Source organism: Roseomonas sp. 18066, assembly GCF_902706185.1.
Lineage (GTDB): Bacteria > Pseudomonadota > Alphaproteobacteria > Acetobacterales > Acetobacteraceae > Pseudoroseomonas.
The window spans coordinates 1-16,503 of the sequence record NZ_CACSJM010000131.1 but is presented as its reverse complement, the minus strand read 5'-3'; the positions used below and the strand labels follow the sequence as shown (position 1 = coordinate 16,503).

At 71.3% G+C, this 16,503-nt stretch carries 11 protein-coding genes; 9 read left to right on the top strand and 2 right to left on the bottom strand.

Going from position 1 to position 16,503, the window contains the following annotated elements; all coding sequences use genetic code 11:
• From GVN67_RS22335 to GVN67_RS22310, 6 genes are all read left to right on the top strand, one after another.
• The coding region (locus GVN67_RS22335) for a helix-turn-helix domain-containing protein (RefSeq protein WP_368667254.1) at nucleotides 1-779 on the top strand (779 nt) is incomplete at its 5' end.
• A gap of 149 nt (nucleotides 780-928) precedes the next feature.
• A complete protein-coding gene (locus tag GVN67_RS22330; protein WP_159999542.1) occupies nucleotides 929-3,121 on the top strand; it encodes a TonB-dependent siderophore receptor in 2,193 nt (730 codons plus the stop codon).
• A gap of 76 nt (nucleotides 3,122-3,197) precedes the next feature.
• Nucleotides 3,198-4,322 carry an ABC transporter substrate-binding protein gene (locus GVN67_RS22325; protein ID WP_159999541.1) on the top strand — a complete coding sequence of 375 codons (1,125 nt, stop codon included), beginning with the start codon at nucleotides 3,198-3,200 and terminating at the stop codon, nucleotides 4,320-4,322.
• Nucleotides 4,323-4,332: 10 nt separating this feature from the next.
• A complete protein-coding gene (locus GVN67_RS22320) occupies nucleotides 4,333-5,436 on the top strand; it encodes a siderophore-interacting protein (protein ID WP_159999540.1) in 1,104 nt (367 codons plus the stop codon).
• Between the two features lie 366 nt (nucleotides 5,437-5,802).
• On the top strand, nucleotides 5,803-6,513 hold the full coding sequence (locus GVN67_RS22315; RefSeq protein WP_159999539.1) for a 2-phosphosulfolactate phosphatase: 711 nt from the start codon (nucleotides 5,803-5,805) through the stop codon (nucleotides 6,511-6,513).
• A gap of 11 nt (nucleotides 6,514-6,524) precedes the next feature.
• Nucleotides 6,525-8,852 carry a xanthine dehydrogenase family protein molybdopterin-binding subunit gene (locus GVN67_RS22310; RefSeq protein WP_159999538.1) on the top strand — a complete coding sequence of 776 codons (2,328 nt, stop codon included), beginning with the start codon at nucleotides 6,525-6,527 and terminating at the stop codon, nucleotides 8,850-8,852.
• On the opposite strand, the gene GVN67_RS22305 is transcribed toward GVN67_RS22310, so the two are convergent.
• Entirely contained in the window at nucleotides 8,821-9,285 is a 465-nt protein-coding gene (locus GVN67_RS22305; protein ID WP_159999537.1) for an Lrp/AsnC ligand binding domain-containing protein, read from the bottom strand. The two genes, GVN67_RS22310 and GVN67_RS22305, sit on opposite strands and share 32 nt — an antisense overlap.
• A gap of 120 nt (nucleotides 9,286-9,405) precedes the next feature.
• On the opposite strand from GVN67_RS22305, the gene putA reads away from it, so the two are divergent.
• From putA to GVN67_RS22290, 3 genes are all read left to right on the top strand, one after another.
• Entirely contained in the window at nucleotides 9,406-13,020 is a 3,615-nt protein-coding gene (putA, locus tag GVN67_RS22300; protein WP_159999536.1) for a trifunctional transcriptional regulator/proline dehydrogenase/L-glutamate gamma-semialdehyde dehydrogenase, read from the top strand.
• Nucleotides 13,021-13,092: 72 nt separating this feature from the next.
• Nucleotides 13,093-14,679, top strand: coding sequence for an ABC transporter substrate-binding protein (locus GVN67_RS22295; protein ID WP_235035422.1), 1,587 nt, complete (start codon nucleotides 13,093-13,095; stop codon nucleotides 14,677-14,679).
• A gap of 25 nt (nucleotides 14,680-14,704) precedes the next feature.
• On the top strand, nucleotides 14,705-15,196 hold the full coding sequence (locus tag GVN67_RS22290; protein WP_159999535.1) for a peptide deformylase: 492 nt from the start codon (nucleotides 14,705-14,707) through the stop codon (nucleotides 15,194-15,196).
• A gap of 9 nt (nucleotides 15,197-15,205) precedes the next feature.
• On the opposite strand, the gene GVN67_RS22285 is transcribed toward GVN67_RS22290, so the two are convergent.
• The coding region (locus GVN67_RS22285; RefSeq protein ID WP_159999534.1) for a response regulator at nucleotides 15,206-16,503 on the bottom strand (1,298 nt) is incomplete at its 5' end.

Below are 16,503 nucleotides of genomic sequence, written 5' to 3'. Positions count from 1 at the left end.
CCCTCTCCCCCGCCTCCCCCGTCGGCCTCCAGCTGCGCGCCTGGCGGCAGCGGCGGCGGCTCAGCCAGCTGGCGCTGTCGCTGGAGGCCGGGGTGTCGCAACGGCATCTCAGCTGCGTCGAAAGCGGCCGGGTCTCGCCCAGCCGCGAGATGGTGCTGCGGCTGGCCGGGCAGCTGGAGGTGCCGCTGCGCGACTGCAACGCGCTGCTGCTGGCCGCCGGCTTCGCGCCGCGCTTCGCCGAGCGGCTGGCCAGCGACCCGGCGGTGGCCGCTGTGCTGCAGGCGATCCTGTCGGCGCAGGGGCCGAACCCGGCGCTGGCCGTGGACCGGCACTGGCAGATGGTGGCGGCCAATGAAGCGGTGGCGCCGTTGCTGGCCGGCGTCGCGGAGCTTTCCCTGCTGCGGCCGCCGGTCAATGTGCTGCGGCTGAGCCTGCATCCGGGCGGGCTGGCGCCGCGGATCGGCAACCTGGCGGAATGGCGGGCGCATATCCTGGCGCGGCTGCGGCGGCAGGCGGCGGCCAGCGGCGATGCGCAGCTTTCTGTCCTCGCGCAGGAGCTGGCGCGGCTGGGCGGGCCGTTCCCGGAGGCCGATCACGCCGTGACCCCTGGCATCGCCGTGCCGCTGCTGCTGGACAGCACGGCCGGGCGGCTGTCGCTGATCTCCACCACCACGGTCTTCGGCACGCCGCTGGAGGTCAGCCTGTCGGAGCTGGCCATCGAGGCCTTCTATCCGGCCGATGCGGTGACCGCCGCGCGGCTGCGGGCGCTGCAGGCCTGATACGAAAACCGTTCTGTTAGAAGGCGCTATCGTAGCCCGATGTGGCGTTTCCGCCACAGCGCGGTCGAAAAGCAACAAAGCGTTGTTGCGACTAAGTCGCAGTCGTGAAAGAACAAGCCACCGATTAAGAATCACGAACGGATCCCGCCATGCTGCGCTCGATGCCCTTGCGTTCCCTCCTCCTGGCCTCGGCCGCGGCGATGGTGCTGGGAATGCCGGGCGGGGCCCGGGCGCAGGCGCCGGCCACCGTGCTGCCGGATGTCGATGTCCAGGCCACCGCCTGGCGCGCCTGGGAGCACACGCCGGGCTATGTGGCGCCGGTGACGACGACGGGGTCGAAGACCGACACGCCGCTGATCGAGGCGCCGCAATCGGTGGGCGTCGTCACCCGCGACCAGATCGACGACCAGGGCGCGCTCAGCGTCAGCCAGGCGCTGCGCTACACCGCCGGCGTGCTCGGCGAGGTCCGCCCCTCGGCCCGCTATGACAGCGTCTTCGTGCGCGGCTTCGGCGGCCAGGGCACCGCGGCCGCCTTCGTCAATTTCCAGGACGGGCTGCGCCAGGGCCGTGGGTTGTATTTCGGCGTGCCCAACACCGATCCCTGGCTGATGGAGCGGATCGAGGTGCTGCGCGGCCCGGCCAGCGTGCTCTATGGCCAGACCGGCGCCGGGGGCCTGGTGAACCTGGTCAGCCGCCGCCCGACCTCGACGCCGACCCATGAGGTGCGGCTGGAGACGGGCACCAACGGGCTGATGCAGACGCTGTTCGATTTCGGCGGCCCGGTGACCGCGGATGGCACCGTCAGCTATCGCCTGACCGGCATGGCGCGGAAGGCCGACACGCAATACGACTTCGCGACCGAGGAACGCATCGCCATCGCGCCGGCGCTGACCTGGCGGCCGGACGACAACACCAGCATCACCGTGCTGGCCTCCTACCAGAACGATCCGAAGGGCGGCTTCTACAACTTCGTCCCCGCCAGCGGCACCGTTCTCTACAACCGCAACGGCAGCCTGCCGCGCGGCTTCTTCGGCGGCGACCCCGCCTATGACAAGTACCAGCGCGAGCAGGCCGCCATCGGCTACCAGCTGGAGCACCGGCTGAACGACACCTGGACCCTGCGGCAGAACTTCCGCTACAGCCATGTCGATGCCGAGGTGAATGTGCTGTCGATCCGCGCGATCGGCGCCGATGGCCGGACGGGGACGCGCGGCGCCACCTTCGTCTCCGACCACGCCAATGCCTATGCGCTGGACAACCAGGCCCAGGCCAGCTTCACCACCGGCGCGCTGCGCCACACCGCGCTGTTCGGCGTCGACTGGCAGCGCACCTCGGCGCGCGCGCGGCAGGGCCTCGGCACCGCGCCGACGCTCGACATCTTCGCCCCCGTCTATTGGCAGAACATCCCGGCGATCCAGACCACGCCGGCCGGGCTGACCAACCAGAACCTGGACCAGGTCGGCTTCTACGCGCAGGATCAGATCGCGCTGGGCCGCTGGCGCTTCAACCTCGGCCTGCGCTACGACCGCGCCAGCCTCGGCACCACCTCGCACCTGGCCAGCGGCGCCGACAACGTCATCTCCTCGCAGAACGACGACAAGGTGACCTGGCGCGCCGGCGCGCTCTACCTGTTCGACAACGGGTTGGCGCCCTATGCCAGCTACTCGACCTCCTTCCTGCCGAACACCGGCACCCAGGCGCCGCAGCGTGGCGCCGGCACCTTCGAGCCGACGACCGGCGAGCAGTATGAGGTCGGCATCAAGTACCAGCCGCCGGGCATGAACAGCTTCGTCCAGCTGGCCGCCTTCCAGATCACCCAGCAGAACGTGCTGACCCTCGACCCGGTCTACACCACCTACAGCATCGCCCAGGGCGAGATCCGCTCGCGCGGCATCGAGCTGGAGGCGCGGGCCAGCCTGACCGACAGCCTCGACCTGATCGGCGCCTATGCCTACACCCATGCCGAGATCACCCAGTCCAACACCGCCGCCGTGCGCGGCAGCGACGTGCCCCAGGTGCCGCGCCACCTGGCCAGCGGCTGGGCCAATTACCGCTTCCGCGACGGCGCGCTGCGCGGGCTGTCGGTCGGCGGCGGCGTCCGCTATGTCGGCGAGACCTACGGCAACGACACCAACACCTTCAAGGTCGATGCGGCGACGCTGTTCGACGCCGCCGTCCGCTACGACTTCGGCGAGCGCTTCGAGAGCGCCCGCGGGCTGGAGCTGGCGGTCAATGCCAGCAACATCGCCGACAAGGAATACGTCGCCAGCTGCTCGACCGTGACCGCCTGCTACTTCGGCAATGGCCGGATGGTGCTGGGCTCGCTGCGGGTGCGCTGGTAAGCAAGCCCGCCGCCGCCTTGCATGATGCAGGGCGGCGGCCGATATCGCGTGGCAGGGTCCCGCGCAGGAGTGCCGCATGCATCGTCGTTCGCTGATCGCCGGCCTGATGGCCACAACGCTGGCCTCCCCCCTGGCCATGCCCCGCCTGGCCCGGGCGGCGGGCCCGATCGAGATCACCGACATCATGGGCCGCAAGGTGCGGCTGGCGAAGCCGGCGACGCGCATCGCGCTGACCCAGGCGCGCCACGTCCTGGCCATGGGGCTGATCCACCCGGAGCCGGTTTCCCTCGTCACCGGCTGGGGCGACGACCTGCGCACCATGAACCCGCCCGACTATGCCGCCGTGCGCAACCGCTTCCCCGCCGCCGAGGCGGTGCCGGTGATCGCCCGCGGCCGCAGCGGCGGGCTGTCGATCGAGGCGCTGCTGGCCGGCGCGCCGGAGCTGGTGATCGCGAGCCTCGCCTCCCTCGGCCCCTATGGCGGCGACCTGCCGGACCGGCTGACGGCGATGGGCATCCCGGTCGTGGTGATCGACTTCTTCGTCGACCCGATGGCCAATACCCAGCGCAGCATGGCGATCCTCGGCCAGGTGATGGGGCGCGAGGCGGAAGCGCGGAAATTCGAGGAATTCTACGGCGGCGGGCGGCAGCTGATCGCCGAGCGGCTGCAGGGCGTGACCCAGCGGCCGCGCGTCTTCGTCCATGCCCATGCCGGCGGCACGCCCTGCTGCAGCTCGCCCGGGCGCGGCGCCTACAGCACCATGATCAGCTTCGCCGGCGGCCATAACATCGGTGCCGACCTGCTGCCGACCAACACCGGCGATGTCTCGCTGGAACAGGTGATCGCGACCGATCCCTGGCTCTATGTCGCGACGGGCGGCCCCTATGGCACGCGCGGCGGCATCCCGCTCGGCCCGGGCATCGCGCCGGAGGCCGCGGCCGAGGCGCTGGCCGGCGTCATCCGCCGCAGCAAGCTCGACGTGCTGCCGGCGGTGAAGGCCGGGCGCGCGCATGCCATCTGGCACGGCTTCAACGACACGCCGGCGCATCTGATCATGCTGCAGGCGCTGGCCCGCTGGTGCCATCCGGACCGCTGCGGCGACCTCGACCCTGCCGCCACCATGGCGCAGCTGAACGAGCGCTTCCTCGCCATCCCGATGCAGGGCGCCCATTGGGCGGATCTTCCGGCCGGCGGGCTCTGAGGACAGAAAGATGGCCAGCCTGATCACCGAGGCGCGCGCCAGCGCCCGCCGCCCCGATGCGCTGATCGCGACCTTCCGCGAGCACATGGCCAGCCACGGCCTGACCATCCTGGGCCCGGTCGACGACACCCGCATCGACTTCCCCGGCGGCACCGCCTTCCTGAAGCTTGAGCCCGGCGCCATCGCGCTGCGCATCGAGGCGGCCGAGCCCGACCGCCTGGCCGATGCCAAATCCACCGTCGCCGGCCATCTGGAGGCCTTCGCGCCAGAGGAGAAGCTCGGCATCGTCTGGCGCGGCGCCGGCGAGAGCGGCCCCGGCAGCCGCCCGCACAACTTCCGCAGCGCCCGCGTCGCCCGCGTCGTCGAGGTGACGCCCCATATGCGGCGCGTCACCGTGACCGGCATCGGGCTGGAGCGCTTCGACGCCGAGATGATGCATGTGAAGCTGCTGCTGCCCGAGGAGGGCACCGGCAGCGGCGAGGCCCCCGAGCCACGCTGGCCGACCCTGACCGCCAGCGGCCAGCCGGATTTCTCGGACTGTGCCCTGACGCGGCGGACCTACACGCTGCGGCGCGTCGACCTGGCCCGCAACGAGCTCGACATCGACTTCGTGGTGCATGGCGACGGCAGCCCCGGCTCGCGCTTCGCGATGCGGGCGCGTCCCGGCGACTGGCTGGGCGTCGCCGGCCCGGGCGGCGGGCATATCCCGCTGCAGGGCTGGACCCTGGTCGCCGGCGACGAGACGGCGCTGCCCGCCATCGCCCGCGCGCTGGAGGCCATGCCGGCCGAGGCGCGCGGCCAGGTGCTGATCGAGGTGGCCGATGACGCCGAGCGCCAGCCGCTGGCGCATCCCCCCGGCATGCCGGTGACCTGGCTGCCGCGGGACGGCGCGGCGTATGGAAGAAAACTTTTCGCGGCGGTGCAGGCGGTGCAATGGCCGGCGCAGCATGCGGTGCCCGGCACCGCCTCGGCCTGGGCCGCCTGCGAGGCGGCGACGGCCCGCACGCTGCGCGAGCATTTCGGCCAGGCGCTGGGCCTGCCGCGCGGCGCCTTCCGCGCCGCCGCCTATTGGCGCCAGGGATTGGCCGAGGGCACGGCGGAAGTGGCCGACTGAGCCTGATCGTTCAAGAACAAGGGCCTGCCGCAGATTCCTTCACTATAACTTGAAGGAAGACCGGCGGCCCTTGTGGCCCGCCCAGGCCGTTGCGACGGCGTGAACAGCCCCGCTCAAGTATCTGAAAACAAAGCCAAAACTTGGCCATTGAGCCTTGCGTCACCCGCAACCCAGCCATCTTGCTGCGTCGCACCCTCACACTTGCGTGAGCGTAAACTCTTCCCTATATTGCATTGCAGCGGTCGACGGCACTGCCTCGATCGTTCTTTCTTGGACGTTTCCTCCCTAAACTCGGCGGTGCTTCGGCACCGCCTTTTTTTTGTCCCGGTTTTACGAGGGAAAACCCGAAAGACAGGGAGGATCAGGATGATCCGGCTGGAATGGGGCCTGGCGGGGCTCGAGGCGCTGCGCGACGAAGTCGCCGTCCTCATCGTGGTCGATGTGCTGTCCTTCGGCACCGCGCTGGACGTGGCGCTGGCGCGCGGTGTCACCGTCTATCCGCACCCGCATGGCGACGAGGTCGCCGCCGCCGAACGCGCCAAGGAACTGGGCGCCCTGCTGGCCCGGCCGCGCCGCGCCGGCGGCGGGCAGTGGAGCCTGTCGCCCGCCAGCCTGGCCAGCCTGCCCGAGGGGTCTTCCCTGCTGCTGCCCTCGCCCAATGGCGCGCGGCTGTCGCTGGCGGCGGGCGCCACGCCGCTGCTGGCCGGCTGCCTGCGCAATGCCGCCGCCATCGCCCACGCGGCGCGTCAGCTGGCCGGCGGCGGCGCCATCGGCCTGGTGCCGGCCGGCGAGCGCTGGCCCGATGGCAGCCTGCGCCCGGCGGTGGAAGACTGGCTCGGCGCCGGCGCCATCCTGTCCCAGCTGGACGACCCGTTGTCGCCGGAGGCGGAGCTCGCCCGCGACGGCTTCCAGGCGGCGGCCCCGGCGATCGGCCGGCTGCTGGAAGACTGCGTCTCCGGCCAGGAGCTGATCGGCCGCGGCTTCGGCGCCGATGTCGCCCTGGCGGCGGCGCTCGAGGTCAGCACCGCCGCGCCCTGGCTGCAGCACGGCGCCTTCCGCCCGGCGCCAAACTGGTAAAAAATGGCGGCATGACCCCTGCCCGCACCGACGCCGCCGCCACGCTGTTCCGCGACCCGCGCTCGCGCCGCCGGCAGGAGGACCAGCGCTTCCTCCGCGGCGAGGGCCGCTACCTGGAAGACCTGCCCGCCCCCGACGCGCTGCAGGCGGTCTTCATCCGCTCGCCACATGCCCATGCCGTGCTGGGGGCGATCGACGCCACGGAGGCCCTGGCCCTGCCCGGCGTCGTTGCCGTCATCACCGGCGCCCAGCTCGCGGCGGCGGGCGTGCAGCCGCTGCCCTGCGCCATGTCGCCCGAGATCGTCACCGGCCTGGTGGTGCCGCCGCGCCCGGCTTTGGCGGTGGACCGCGTCCGCCATGTCGGCGAGCCCGTCGCCCTGGTCCTGGCCGAATCCCTGTCGGTGGCCCGCGACGCGGCGGAGCTGGTGGCCATCGACTACGACACCCTGCCCTCCGTGACCGACACCGCCGCCGCGCTGGCCCCCGGCGCGCCGCTGCTCTTCCCGGAGATTCCCGGCAACCAGGCCTTTCATTTCCGCCGCGGCGAGCCGGAGCGGGTCGCCGCGGCCTTCGCCGCCGCCGCGCATCAGGTCAGCCTGACCCTGGTCAACAACCGGGTCACCGCCGCGCCTCTGGAGAACCGCGGCGTGCTGGCGCGGCACGACACGGCGTCGGACCGGCTGCACCTGGTGGTCAGCGGCCAGGACGTGCACGGGCTGCGCCGCGACCTGGCGCATTGCCTGGGGCTGCAGGCCGCGCGCATCCAGGTCACCTGCCCCGATGTCGGCGGCGGCTTCGGCATGAAGAACGTGCTGCACCCCGAATATGTGGCGCTGCTCTGGGCGGCCCAAAAATTCGGGCGGCCGCTGCGCTGGCTGGCCCAGCGCATGGAGGATTTCTCCAGCGCCGCGCATGGCCGCGACAATGTCAGCACCGCGCGGCTGGCGCTGGATGCTGCAGGAACGTTCCTGGCCCTCGAGGTCGAGCTCGTCGGCGGGCTCGGCGCCTATGTTTCTTCCCTGGGGCCAGGGGCGCATACCACGGCGCCGACCGCGGCCATGGGCGGGGTCTATGCCATCCCGGCCGTCTCCTTCGCCGCGCGCGGGGCGCTGACCAACACCACCCCCATCGATGCCTATCGTGGCGCCGGCAAGCCCGAGGCCAATTACATCATCGAGCGGCTGATCGATGTCGCGGCGCTGCAGCTCGGCCTCGACCGCGCGGAGTTGCGGGCGCGCAACTTCATCACCCGCTTCCCGCATGTCAGCGCGCTGGGCATCCCGATGGACACGGCGCGCTTCCACGAAAACCTGGCCACCGCGCTGGCCGCCGCCGACCATGCCGGCTTCGCCGCGCGCCAGGCGGAATCCGCGGCGAAGGGGCGGCTGCGCGGGCTGGGGCTGGCCTGCTTCCTGGAGACCTCGCGCGGCCAGCCGACTGAGGAAGGCGCCATCCGCATCCTGGCCGAGGGACGCATCGGATTGCTGACCGGCACCCAGTCCAACGGCCAAGGGCTGGCCACCAGCTTCGCCCAGATCGCCGCCAGCCGCCTCGGCCTGCCCGAGGATTCTTTCGAGCTGCTGCAGGCCGACAGCGACCTGCTGCCGCGCGGCGGCGGGCATGGCGGGGCGCGCAGCCTGCCGCTGGCCGGGACGGCGCTGGTGCTCGCCCTCGACGTCTTTCTGGGGAAGGCCCGCGCGGTGGCGGCGACGCTGCTGCAGGCCGAGGAAGCCGCGCTGACCTTCGCCGACGCCCGTTTCACCTCGCCGGATGGCGCCACGGTCGAGCTGACAAAAATCATCGAGGAGGGCGGGGCGGCGGCGTTGGACAGCGACGCGCACAACCCGAACGACCAGATCGTCTTCCCCAATGGCTGCCACCTGGCCGAGGCCGAGGTCGACCCCGAAACCGGCGAGGTCTTCCTGCAGAGCTACCTGGCCGTCGATGACTACGGCACCATGGTCAATCCGCTGCTGACGGCGGGGCAGGTGCAGGGCGGGCTGGCCCAGGGCATCGGCCAGGCCTTGCTGGAAGCCATCCGCTACGACGCCGAGAGCGGCCAGCTGCTCAGCGCCTCGCTGAACGATTATTGCCTGCCGCGCGCCGCCGACCTGCCCTGGCTGGAGGTGCTGTTCAACGAGCACCCCACCGCCCGCAACCCGCTGGGCGCCAAGGGCGCCGGCCAGGCCGGCTGCATCGGCGCGCCGCAGACCGTGGTCGGCGCGGTGGCCGACGCGCTGGGCCTCGCCCATCTCGACATGCCGCTGACGCCGGAGCGCGTCTGGCGCGCCTGCCAGGAACAACGCGTCACTTCAACGGCAGCGGGCCGTCATTCTTGACCTCTTCCATCACCGCATAGGTCCGCGTCTCCTTCACCCCCGGCAGGGCCAGCAGCACGTCGCCGAGAAAGGCGCGGTAGGCGGCCATGTCGCGCAGCCGCGTCTTCACCAGATAGTCGAAGCCGCCGGCGACCATGTGGCATTCCAGCACCTCCGGCGCGCGGATCACCGCGTCGGCGAAGCGCTGGAAGATGTCGGGGGTGGTCTTGTCCAGCAGGACCTCGACGAAGACCAGCAGCCCGAAGCCCAGCCGCTGCGGGTCCAGCCGCGCGCCGAAGCCAGTGACAAAACCCTCGCGCAGCAGGCGGCGCATCCGCTCGCTGGTGGCGGTGGGGGACAGGCCGATGCGCTCGGCCAGCTCCTGGTTGGTGATGCGGCCGTCGCGCTGCAGGATGTCCAGGATGCTGCGGTCGATCCGGTCAATATCCTGCATCTTTCCCTGCATCATGGCTTGTTCACCGTGTTTTATCCGGCGGGACACCTAAATCAACCGATACTGATCCATCGTCGCCCTGGCTAGGCTGCCGCATCGTTTGCCGAGGATCTCCGCGCCATGCGCGACACCGCCCCCTTCGCCCCGCTGGCCGCCGAGCTCCTGCCGCAGACGCCGCGGCGCGCCGCCATCACCGCGGCCTTCCGCCGCGCTGAGACCGACTGCCTGCCCCCCCTGCTGGAGGCCGCCCGCCTGCCCCCGGCGCAGGACGAAGCCGCGACGGCGCTGGCCGGGACGCTGGTCACCGCGCTGCGCCAGAAGCCCCCCGGCCGCGGCGTCGAGGCCCTGGTGCAGGAGTTTTCGCTGTCCAGCCAGGAGGGCGTCGCGCTGATGTGCCTGGCCGAGGCGCTGCTGCGCATCCCCGACAGCGCCACCCGCGACGCGCTGATCCGCGACAAGATCGGCGGCGGCGACTGGGGCGCGCATCTCGGCCAGGCTTCGTCGCTGTTCGTCAATGCGGCGACCTGGGGGCTGGTGGTGACCGGGCGGCTGGCGGTGCCCGACACCGAGGCCGGCCTCGGCGCCGCGCTGTCCCGGCTGATCGGCCGCGCCGGCGCGCCGGTGATCCGCCGCGGCGTCGACATGGCGATGCGGCTGATGGGCCAGCAATTCGTCACCGGCCAGACCATCGACGAGGCCCTCACCCGCGCGAAAGCCATGGAGCAGAAGGGCTTTCGCTATTCCTACGACATGCTGGGCGAGGCCGCCGTCACCGCGCAGGATGCCGCCCGCTATCTGAGGGATTACGAGACGGCGATCGAGGCTATCGGCCAGGCCTCGGCCGGGCGCGGCATCCAGGCGGGGCCGGGGATCTCGATCAAGCTCTCGGCGCTGCATCCGCGCTATGCCCGGGCGCAGCGGGCCCGCGTCATGGCCGAGCTGCTGCCGCGCGTCATGGGCCTGGCCATGCTGGCCCGCCGCTACGACATCGGGCTGAACATCGACGCCGAGGAGGCCGACCGGCTCGAGCTCTCCCTCGACCTGCTGGAGGCGCTGGCCGCCGATCCGCGCCTGGCCGGCTGGGATGGCGTCGGCTTCGTCATCCAGGCCTATCAGCGCCGCGCGCCCTATGTGGTGGACTTCGTCATCGACCTGGCGCGGCGCACCGGCCGGCGGATGATGGTGCGGCTGGTCAAGGGCGCCTATTGGGACAGCGAGATCAAGCGCGCCCAGCTCGATGGGCTGGAAAGTTTTCCCGTCTTTACGCGGAAGATCCACACCGACGTTTCCTACCTCGCCTGCGCGCGCCGGCTTCTGGCCGCGCCCGACGCGGTCTTTCCGCAATTCGCCACCCACAATGCGCGGACGCTCGCGGCGATCGTGCAGATGGCCGATCCCGCAACCTGGAAGCCCGGCCAATACGAGTTCCAATGCCTGCACGGCATGGGCGAGCCGCTCTATGAAGAGGTCGTCGGCCCCGGCAAGCTGGACCGCCCCTGCCGCATCTACGCCCCCGTCGGCACGCATGAGACGCTGCTGGCCTATCTGGTGCGACGGCTGCTGGAGAACGGCGCCAACTCCTCCTTTGTCAACCGCATCAACGACCCCGAGGTGCCGGTATCCGCCCTGACCGCCGATCCGGTGGCCGAGGCCGCTTCGCTGACCCCGGTCGGCCGTCCGCATGACGCCATCGCCGCCCCCGTCGCGCTGTTCGGCGCGGCGCGGGCGAATTCCGCCGGGCTGGACCTGGTGGATGAGAACCGGCTGGCGGCGCTGGCCGCAACCCTGGCCGCCGCCCCCGCCCGCTACACGGCCGCGCCGATGCTGGCCGATGCCGTCGCCGAAGACGCCGCGCCGATCACCGTGACGAACCCCGCTGACCAGGACGACATCGTCGGCGAGGCGGTGGAATCCGGCGCGGCCTCGGTGGAGGCAGCGCTGGCCGCCGCCGCCCGCTTCGCCCCTGGCTGGGCCGCGGTCGCGCCGGCCGAGCGCGCGGCGTTGCTCGACCGCGCCGCCGATCTGATGCAGGCGCGGCTGCCGGCCCTGCTCGGCCCGATCGTGCGGGAAGCCGGCAAGTCGCTGCCCAACGCCATCGGCGAGGTGCGCGAGGCCATCGATTTCCTGCGCTACTACGCATCCCAGGCGAAGAGCTTCACCGACGAGCATCGCCCGCTCGGCCCCATTGCCTGCATCTCGCCCTGGAATTTCCCGCTGGCCATCTTCACCGGCCAGGTCGCCGCGGCGCTGGCGGCAGGCAATCCGGTGCTGGCCAAGCCGGCCGAGGAAGTTCCCCTCATCGCCGCGGCGGCGACGGAGATTTTCCACGAGGCCGGCATCCCCCGCGCCGCGCTGCAGCTGCTGCCCGGCCAGGGCGCGGTCGGCGCGACGCTGGTCGCCGATGCGCGCGTCCAGGGCGTGATGTTCACCGGCTCCACCGAGGTCGCGCGCCTGATCCAGGGCGAACTCTCGAAACGCCTGAACACCGACGGCGCCCCGGTGCCGCTGGTCGCCGAGACCGGCGGGCAGAATGCGCTGGTGGTCGATTCCTCGGCGCTGGCCGAGCAGGTGGTGGGCGACGTCATCGCCTCGGCCTTCGACAGCGCCGGGCAGCGCTGCTCGGCGCTGCGGCTGCTCTGCCTGCAGGAGGATGCGGCCGCGCGCGTGCTGACGATGCTGCGCGGCGCCATGGCCGAGCTCAGCCTCGGCCGCCCCGACCGGCTGTCGGTCGATATCGGCCCGGTCATCACCGCCGAGGCCGCGCAGGGCATCGAGGACCATATCGCCGCCATGCGCGCCAAGGGCCGCGCCGTGCATCAGGTCGCGCTGCCGGAGGCCTGCGCGAAGGGCCATTTCGTCCCGCCGACCATCATCGAGATCACGTCGATCGATGATCTACAACGGGAAGTATTCGGCCCCGTCCTGCATGTGCTGCGCTACCGCCGCGGCGAGGAGGCGGCGCTGATGCACGCCATCAATGCCACCGGCTATGGCCTGACCTTCGGCGTCCACTCACGCATCGATCACAGCATTGCGGCGCTCACCGCCGCCTCGGGCGCGGGGAATGTCTATGTCAACCGCAACCTGATCGGCGCCGTGGTGGGCGTGCAGCCCTTCGGCGGGCATGGGCTGTCGGGCACCGGGCCGAAGGCGGGCGGGCCGCTCTATCTGCGCCGGCTGATGGCGTCCCACCCGGCGCAGCCGCCGCTGCCGCCGACGCCGCCACAGCCGGCCGTCGCCATCCTGCTGGACTGGCTGCGCCTGGCCGACCCCGAGGCCGGCCGCCAGGCCGCTGCCCAGGCCGCCCTCGCCCGCCCTGGGCTGCGCATGACACTGGACGGGCCGGTGGGGGAGCTCAACGAATACAGCCTGGCCCCGCGCGGCACCGTGCGCGGCGTCAGCGCCAGCGCCACGGGCTTCTGGGTCCAGCTGGCGGCGTGCCTTGCCACCGGCAACCGCTACGCCCCCGACGCCGCCCCGCCGCGACCGCTGCCGCCCGGCGTCGCCGCGCTGCTGGCGGCGCCGGGCTCCCCCAGCGATGCCGTGCTGTTCGAAGGTCCGACCGCCGCGTTGCAATCGTTGAACGCCGAACTGGCCAAGATCCCCGGCCCGATCCGGCCGCTGCTGGTGCCGGGGCCGACCGGCCTCTACCCGGCCGAGCTGCTGATGACCGAGCGCTCGACCAGCACCAACACCGCGGCCGCCGGCGGCAATGCCAGCCTGATGAGCCTCTGACGACGCGGCGCTTCCTGTCCCGGCCGGTTTCATCCTAGCCTCGGCCCACGCATCAGCGTTGGAGAGGCTCGGATGACCATCTCACGTCGCCATCTGCTCGGGGCCATGGGCACGGCGCCCCTGCTGCTCTCGGCCAGCGAGGCTCTGGCCCAGGGGGTGCAGCCGAAACGCGGCGGCACGCTGAACGTCATCCTGAACCCCGAGCCGCCGATCCTGCAGATCGGCGTCAACAACCAGACGCCGACCCTGGTCTGCGGCACCAAGATCACCCAGGGGCTGCTGAAATTTTCGCCGACGCTGGACCCGCTGCCGGAGCTGGCGAAAAGCTGGACGATCAGCCCGGACGGGCTGGAATACGTCTTCCGCCTGCAGGAGAATGTGAAGTGGCATGACGGCCGCCCCTTCACCGCCGACGATGTCCTCTACTCGGTGATGCAGTTCAACCGCGAGATCGCCCCCCGCCTGCGCGGCGTGATCTCCGGCATCGCCGAGGCGACGGCGCCCGACCCGCTGACCGTGCGCTTCGTGCTGAAGCAGGCCTTCCAGCCCTTCCTGCTCTGCTTCGACGCGACGGCGCTGCCGATCGTGGCGAAGCATGTCTATGAAGGCGGCGACATCCGCGCCAACCCGGCCAATGCGCGGCCGATCGGCACCGGCCCGTTCCGCTTCGTCGAATGGCAGCGCGGCAATTTTATCCGCATGGAGCGTTTCGCCGACTACTGGAAGCCGCAGCAGCCCTATCTGGACGGCATCCTCTGGCGCGTCATCCCCGACGGGCAGAGCCGGCGGCTGGCGATCGAAAGCGGCCAGGTGCAGCTGACCACGGCGACCGATATCGAGCCCTTCGACATCCCGGCCCTGCGCCAGGCCCCGAACCTCAACGTCACCACCAAGGGCTGGGAATATTTTTCCCCGCTTTTCTGGTTCGAGCTGAACCACCGCGTAAAACCTTTCGACGACCGTCGGGTGCGGCAGGCCATGTCGATGGCGCTGGACCGCAGCTTCATCGTCAACCGGCTGTGGTTCGGGCTGGGCAAGCCGGCCACCGGCCCGGTCGCCTCCACCACCCGCTTCCACGACGCCAATGCCAAGCTCGCCGGCTTCGACGTCGCCAAGGCCCGCGCCCTGCTGGACGAGGCCGGGCTGAAGCCGAACGGCCAGGGCGTGCGCGGCGCCTTCAAATACGTCATCCCGCCCTATGGCGAGATCTGGACCCGCATGGGCGAGTACTTCCGCCAGGCAATGCGGCAGATCGGCTTCGAGGTCACGCTGGAATCGACCGATGCCGGCACCTGGGCCTCGCGCATCGCCAATTGGGACTACGAGGCGACGTCCAACGTGCTCTACCAATATGGCGACCCGACGCTGGGCGTCGAGCGTTCCTACGTCTCCTCGAATATCCAGAAGATCCTGTTCACCAACACGGCCGGCTATTCCAACCCGAAGGTGGACGAGCTCTTCGCCAAGGCGCGCACCGCGGCGACGGAAGCGGACCGGAGAAGCGCCTTCAGCGACGTCCAGAAAATCCTGGTGGAGGACATGCCGCTGCTCTGGGTGGTGGAGGTGAACTACCCCTCGGTCACCGACAAGCGGCTGAACAATGCGGTGCAGCTCGGCACCGGGGTGCATGCCTGCTTCGACGACGTCTTCCTCGCCTGAGCCGGCCAGACTAGAAGCGGGGCCGATGCCGATCCGTCCCCTGCTCCGCTTCCCCGATCCCCGCCTGCGCCAGGCCGCCGCCCCCGTCGAGCATTTCGACGCCGCGCTGGCCGCCCTGGCGCAGGATGTGCTGGACACGATGCGCGCCGCCCCCGGCATCGGCATCACCGCCTGCCATCTCGGCATCCCGCTGCGGCTGGTGGTGCTGGAGCTCGAGGGCTGGGACGCGCCACGCTTCTACGCCAATCCGCGGCTGCTCTGGGCGTCCGAGGCGCGCATCACCCATCCCGAGGGCAGCGTCTGCATGCCCGGCGTCAGCGAGACGGTGGAGCGCGCGGCATCGGTCCGCATCGCCTACCAGCAGCTCGACGGGACGCCGGCCGAGGAGGCGGCAGAAGGGCTGCACGCCATCTGCCACCAGCACGAGATCGACCAGCTCGACGGGATCTTCTGGACGCAGCGCCTGTCGCGGCTGAAGCGCGACAGGCTGCTCAAGAAATACCAGAAGCTGGGCTGATCGCCTGGTTCAGGCTGACACCGCCGGATCCAGGATCGCCTTGATCCGTGTCGCCAGCGCCTCCATGGCGAAGGGCTTGGTCAGGATCTGCATCCCTGGCTCCAGCGCCGCGTCGCCGGCCAGGCTGCCCTCGGCATAGCCGGTGATGAACAGCACCGGCAGCGCCGGCCGGTGCGGCCGGATGGCATCCGCCATCTGCCGCCCGTTCATGCCCCCCGGCAGGCCGACATCGCTGATCAGCAGGTCGATGCGGCGGCCGGATTGCAGCAGCGCCAGCCCCTCGGCGCCGTCGCGCGCCTCGATGGTGGCATAGCCCAGCTCGCGCAAAACCTCGACCACCAGCATCCGCACCGTCGGCTCGTCATCGACCACCAGCACGGTCTGCCCGGCCTCGGCGCGCGGGGCCGGGCGGGCGGCCTCGCTATCCTCCTCGACGCTGTCCTGCCAGTGGCGCGGCAGGTCGATGGTCAGCACCGTGCCCTGGCCCAGCGTGGAGCGGATCAGCACCTGCCCGCCCGACTGCTTGGCGAAGCCGTAGATCATCGACAGCCCCAGCCCCGTCCCCTGCCCCAGCGGCTTGGTGGTGAAGAAGGGGTCGAAGGCGCGCGCCATCACCTCCGGCGTCATGCCGGTGCCGGTATCGGCGACGCTGATCGAGACATAGGCGCCGGGCGGCAGGTCGCGGCCCTGCGCGGCGCGCTCGTCCAGCTCCAGGTTGCTGGTGCGGATGGTCAGCCGGCCGCCCTGCGGCATGGCGTCGCGCGCGTTGATGCACAGGTTGAGCAGCGCGTTTTCCAGCTGGTTCGGATCGCAGAGCGTCGGCCACAGCGCCGGCGCCAGCACCGTCTCCACCGCGATGGCGGGGCCGACGGTGCGCTGCACCATCTCCTCCATGCCGGCGACCAGGCGGTTGGGGCGCACGGTCTTCGGGTCCAGCGTCTGCCGGCGGGAGAAGGCCAGCAGCCGGTGGGTCAGCGCCGCCGCCCGGTTGGCCGCGCCCTGGGCGGCGGCGATGAAGCGGTCGAGCTCGCCCAGCCGCCCCTGGCCGACGCGGATCTGCAGCAGCTCAAGGCTGCCGGTGATGCCGGTCAGCATGTTGTTGAAGTCATGCGCAAGCCCGCCGGTCAGCTGGCCGACGGCCTCCATCTTCTGGCTCTGCCGCAGCTGCTCCTCGAGGCGGGCGCGCTCGGTGATGTCGCGGCCGGAGGCGACGAAGACGCCGTCATCGGCGGTCACCGTCCAGCTGCACAGCCGCGGCGCGCCGCCCGCCGCCGCGGCCAGCCGCGCATCCATCTGCGCCACCCGCC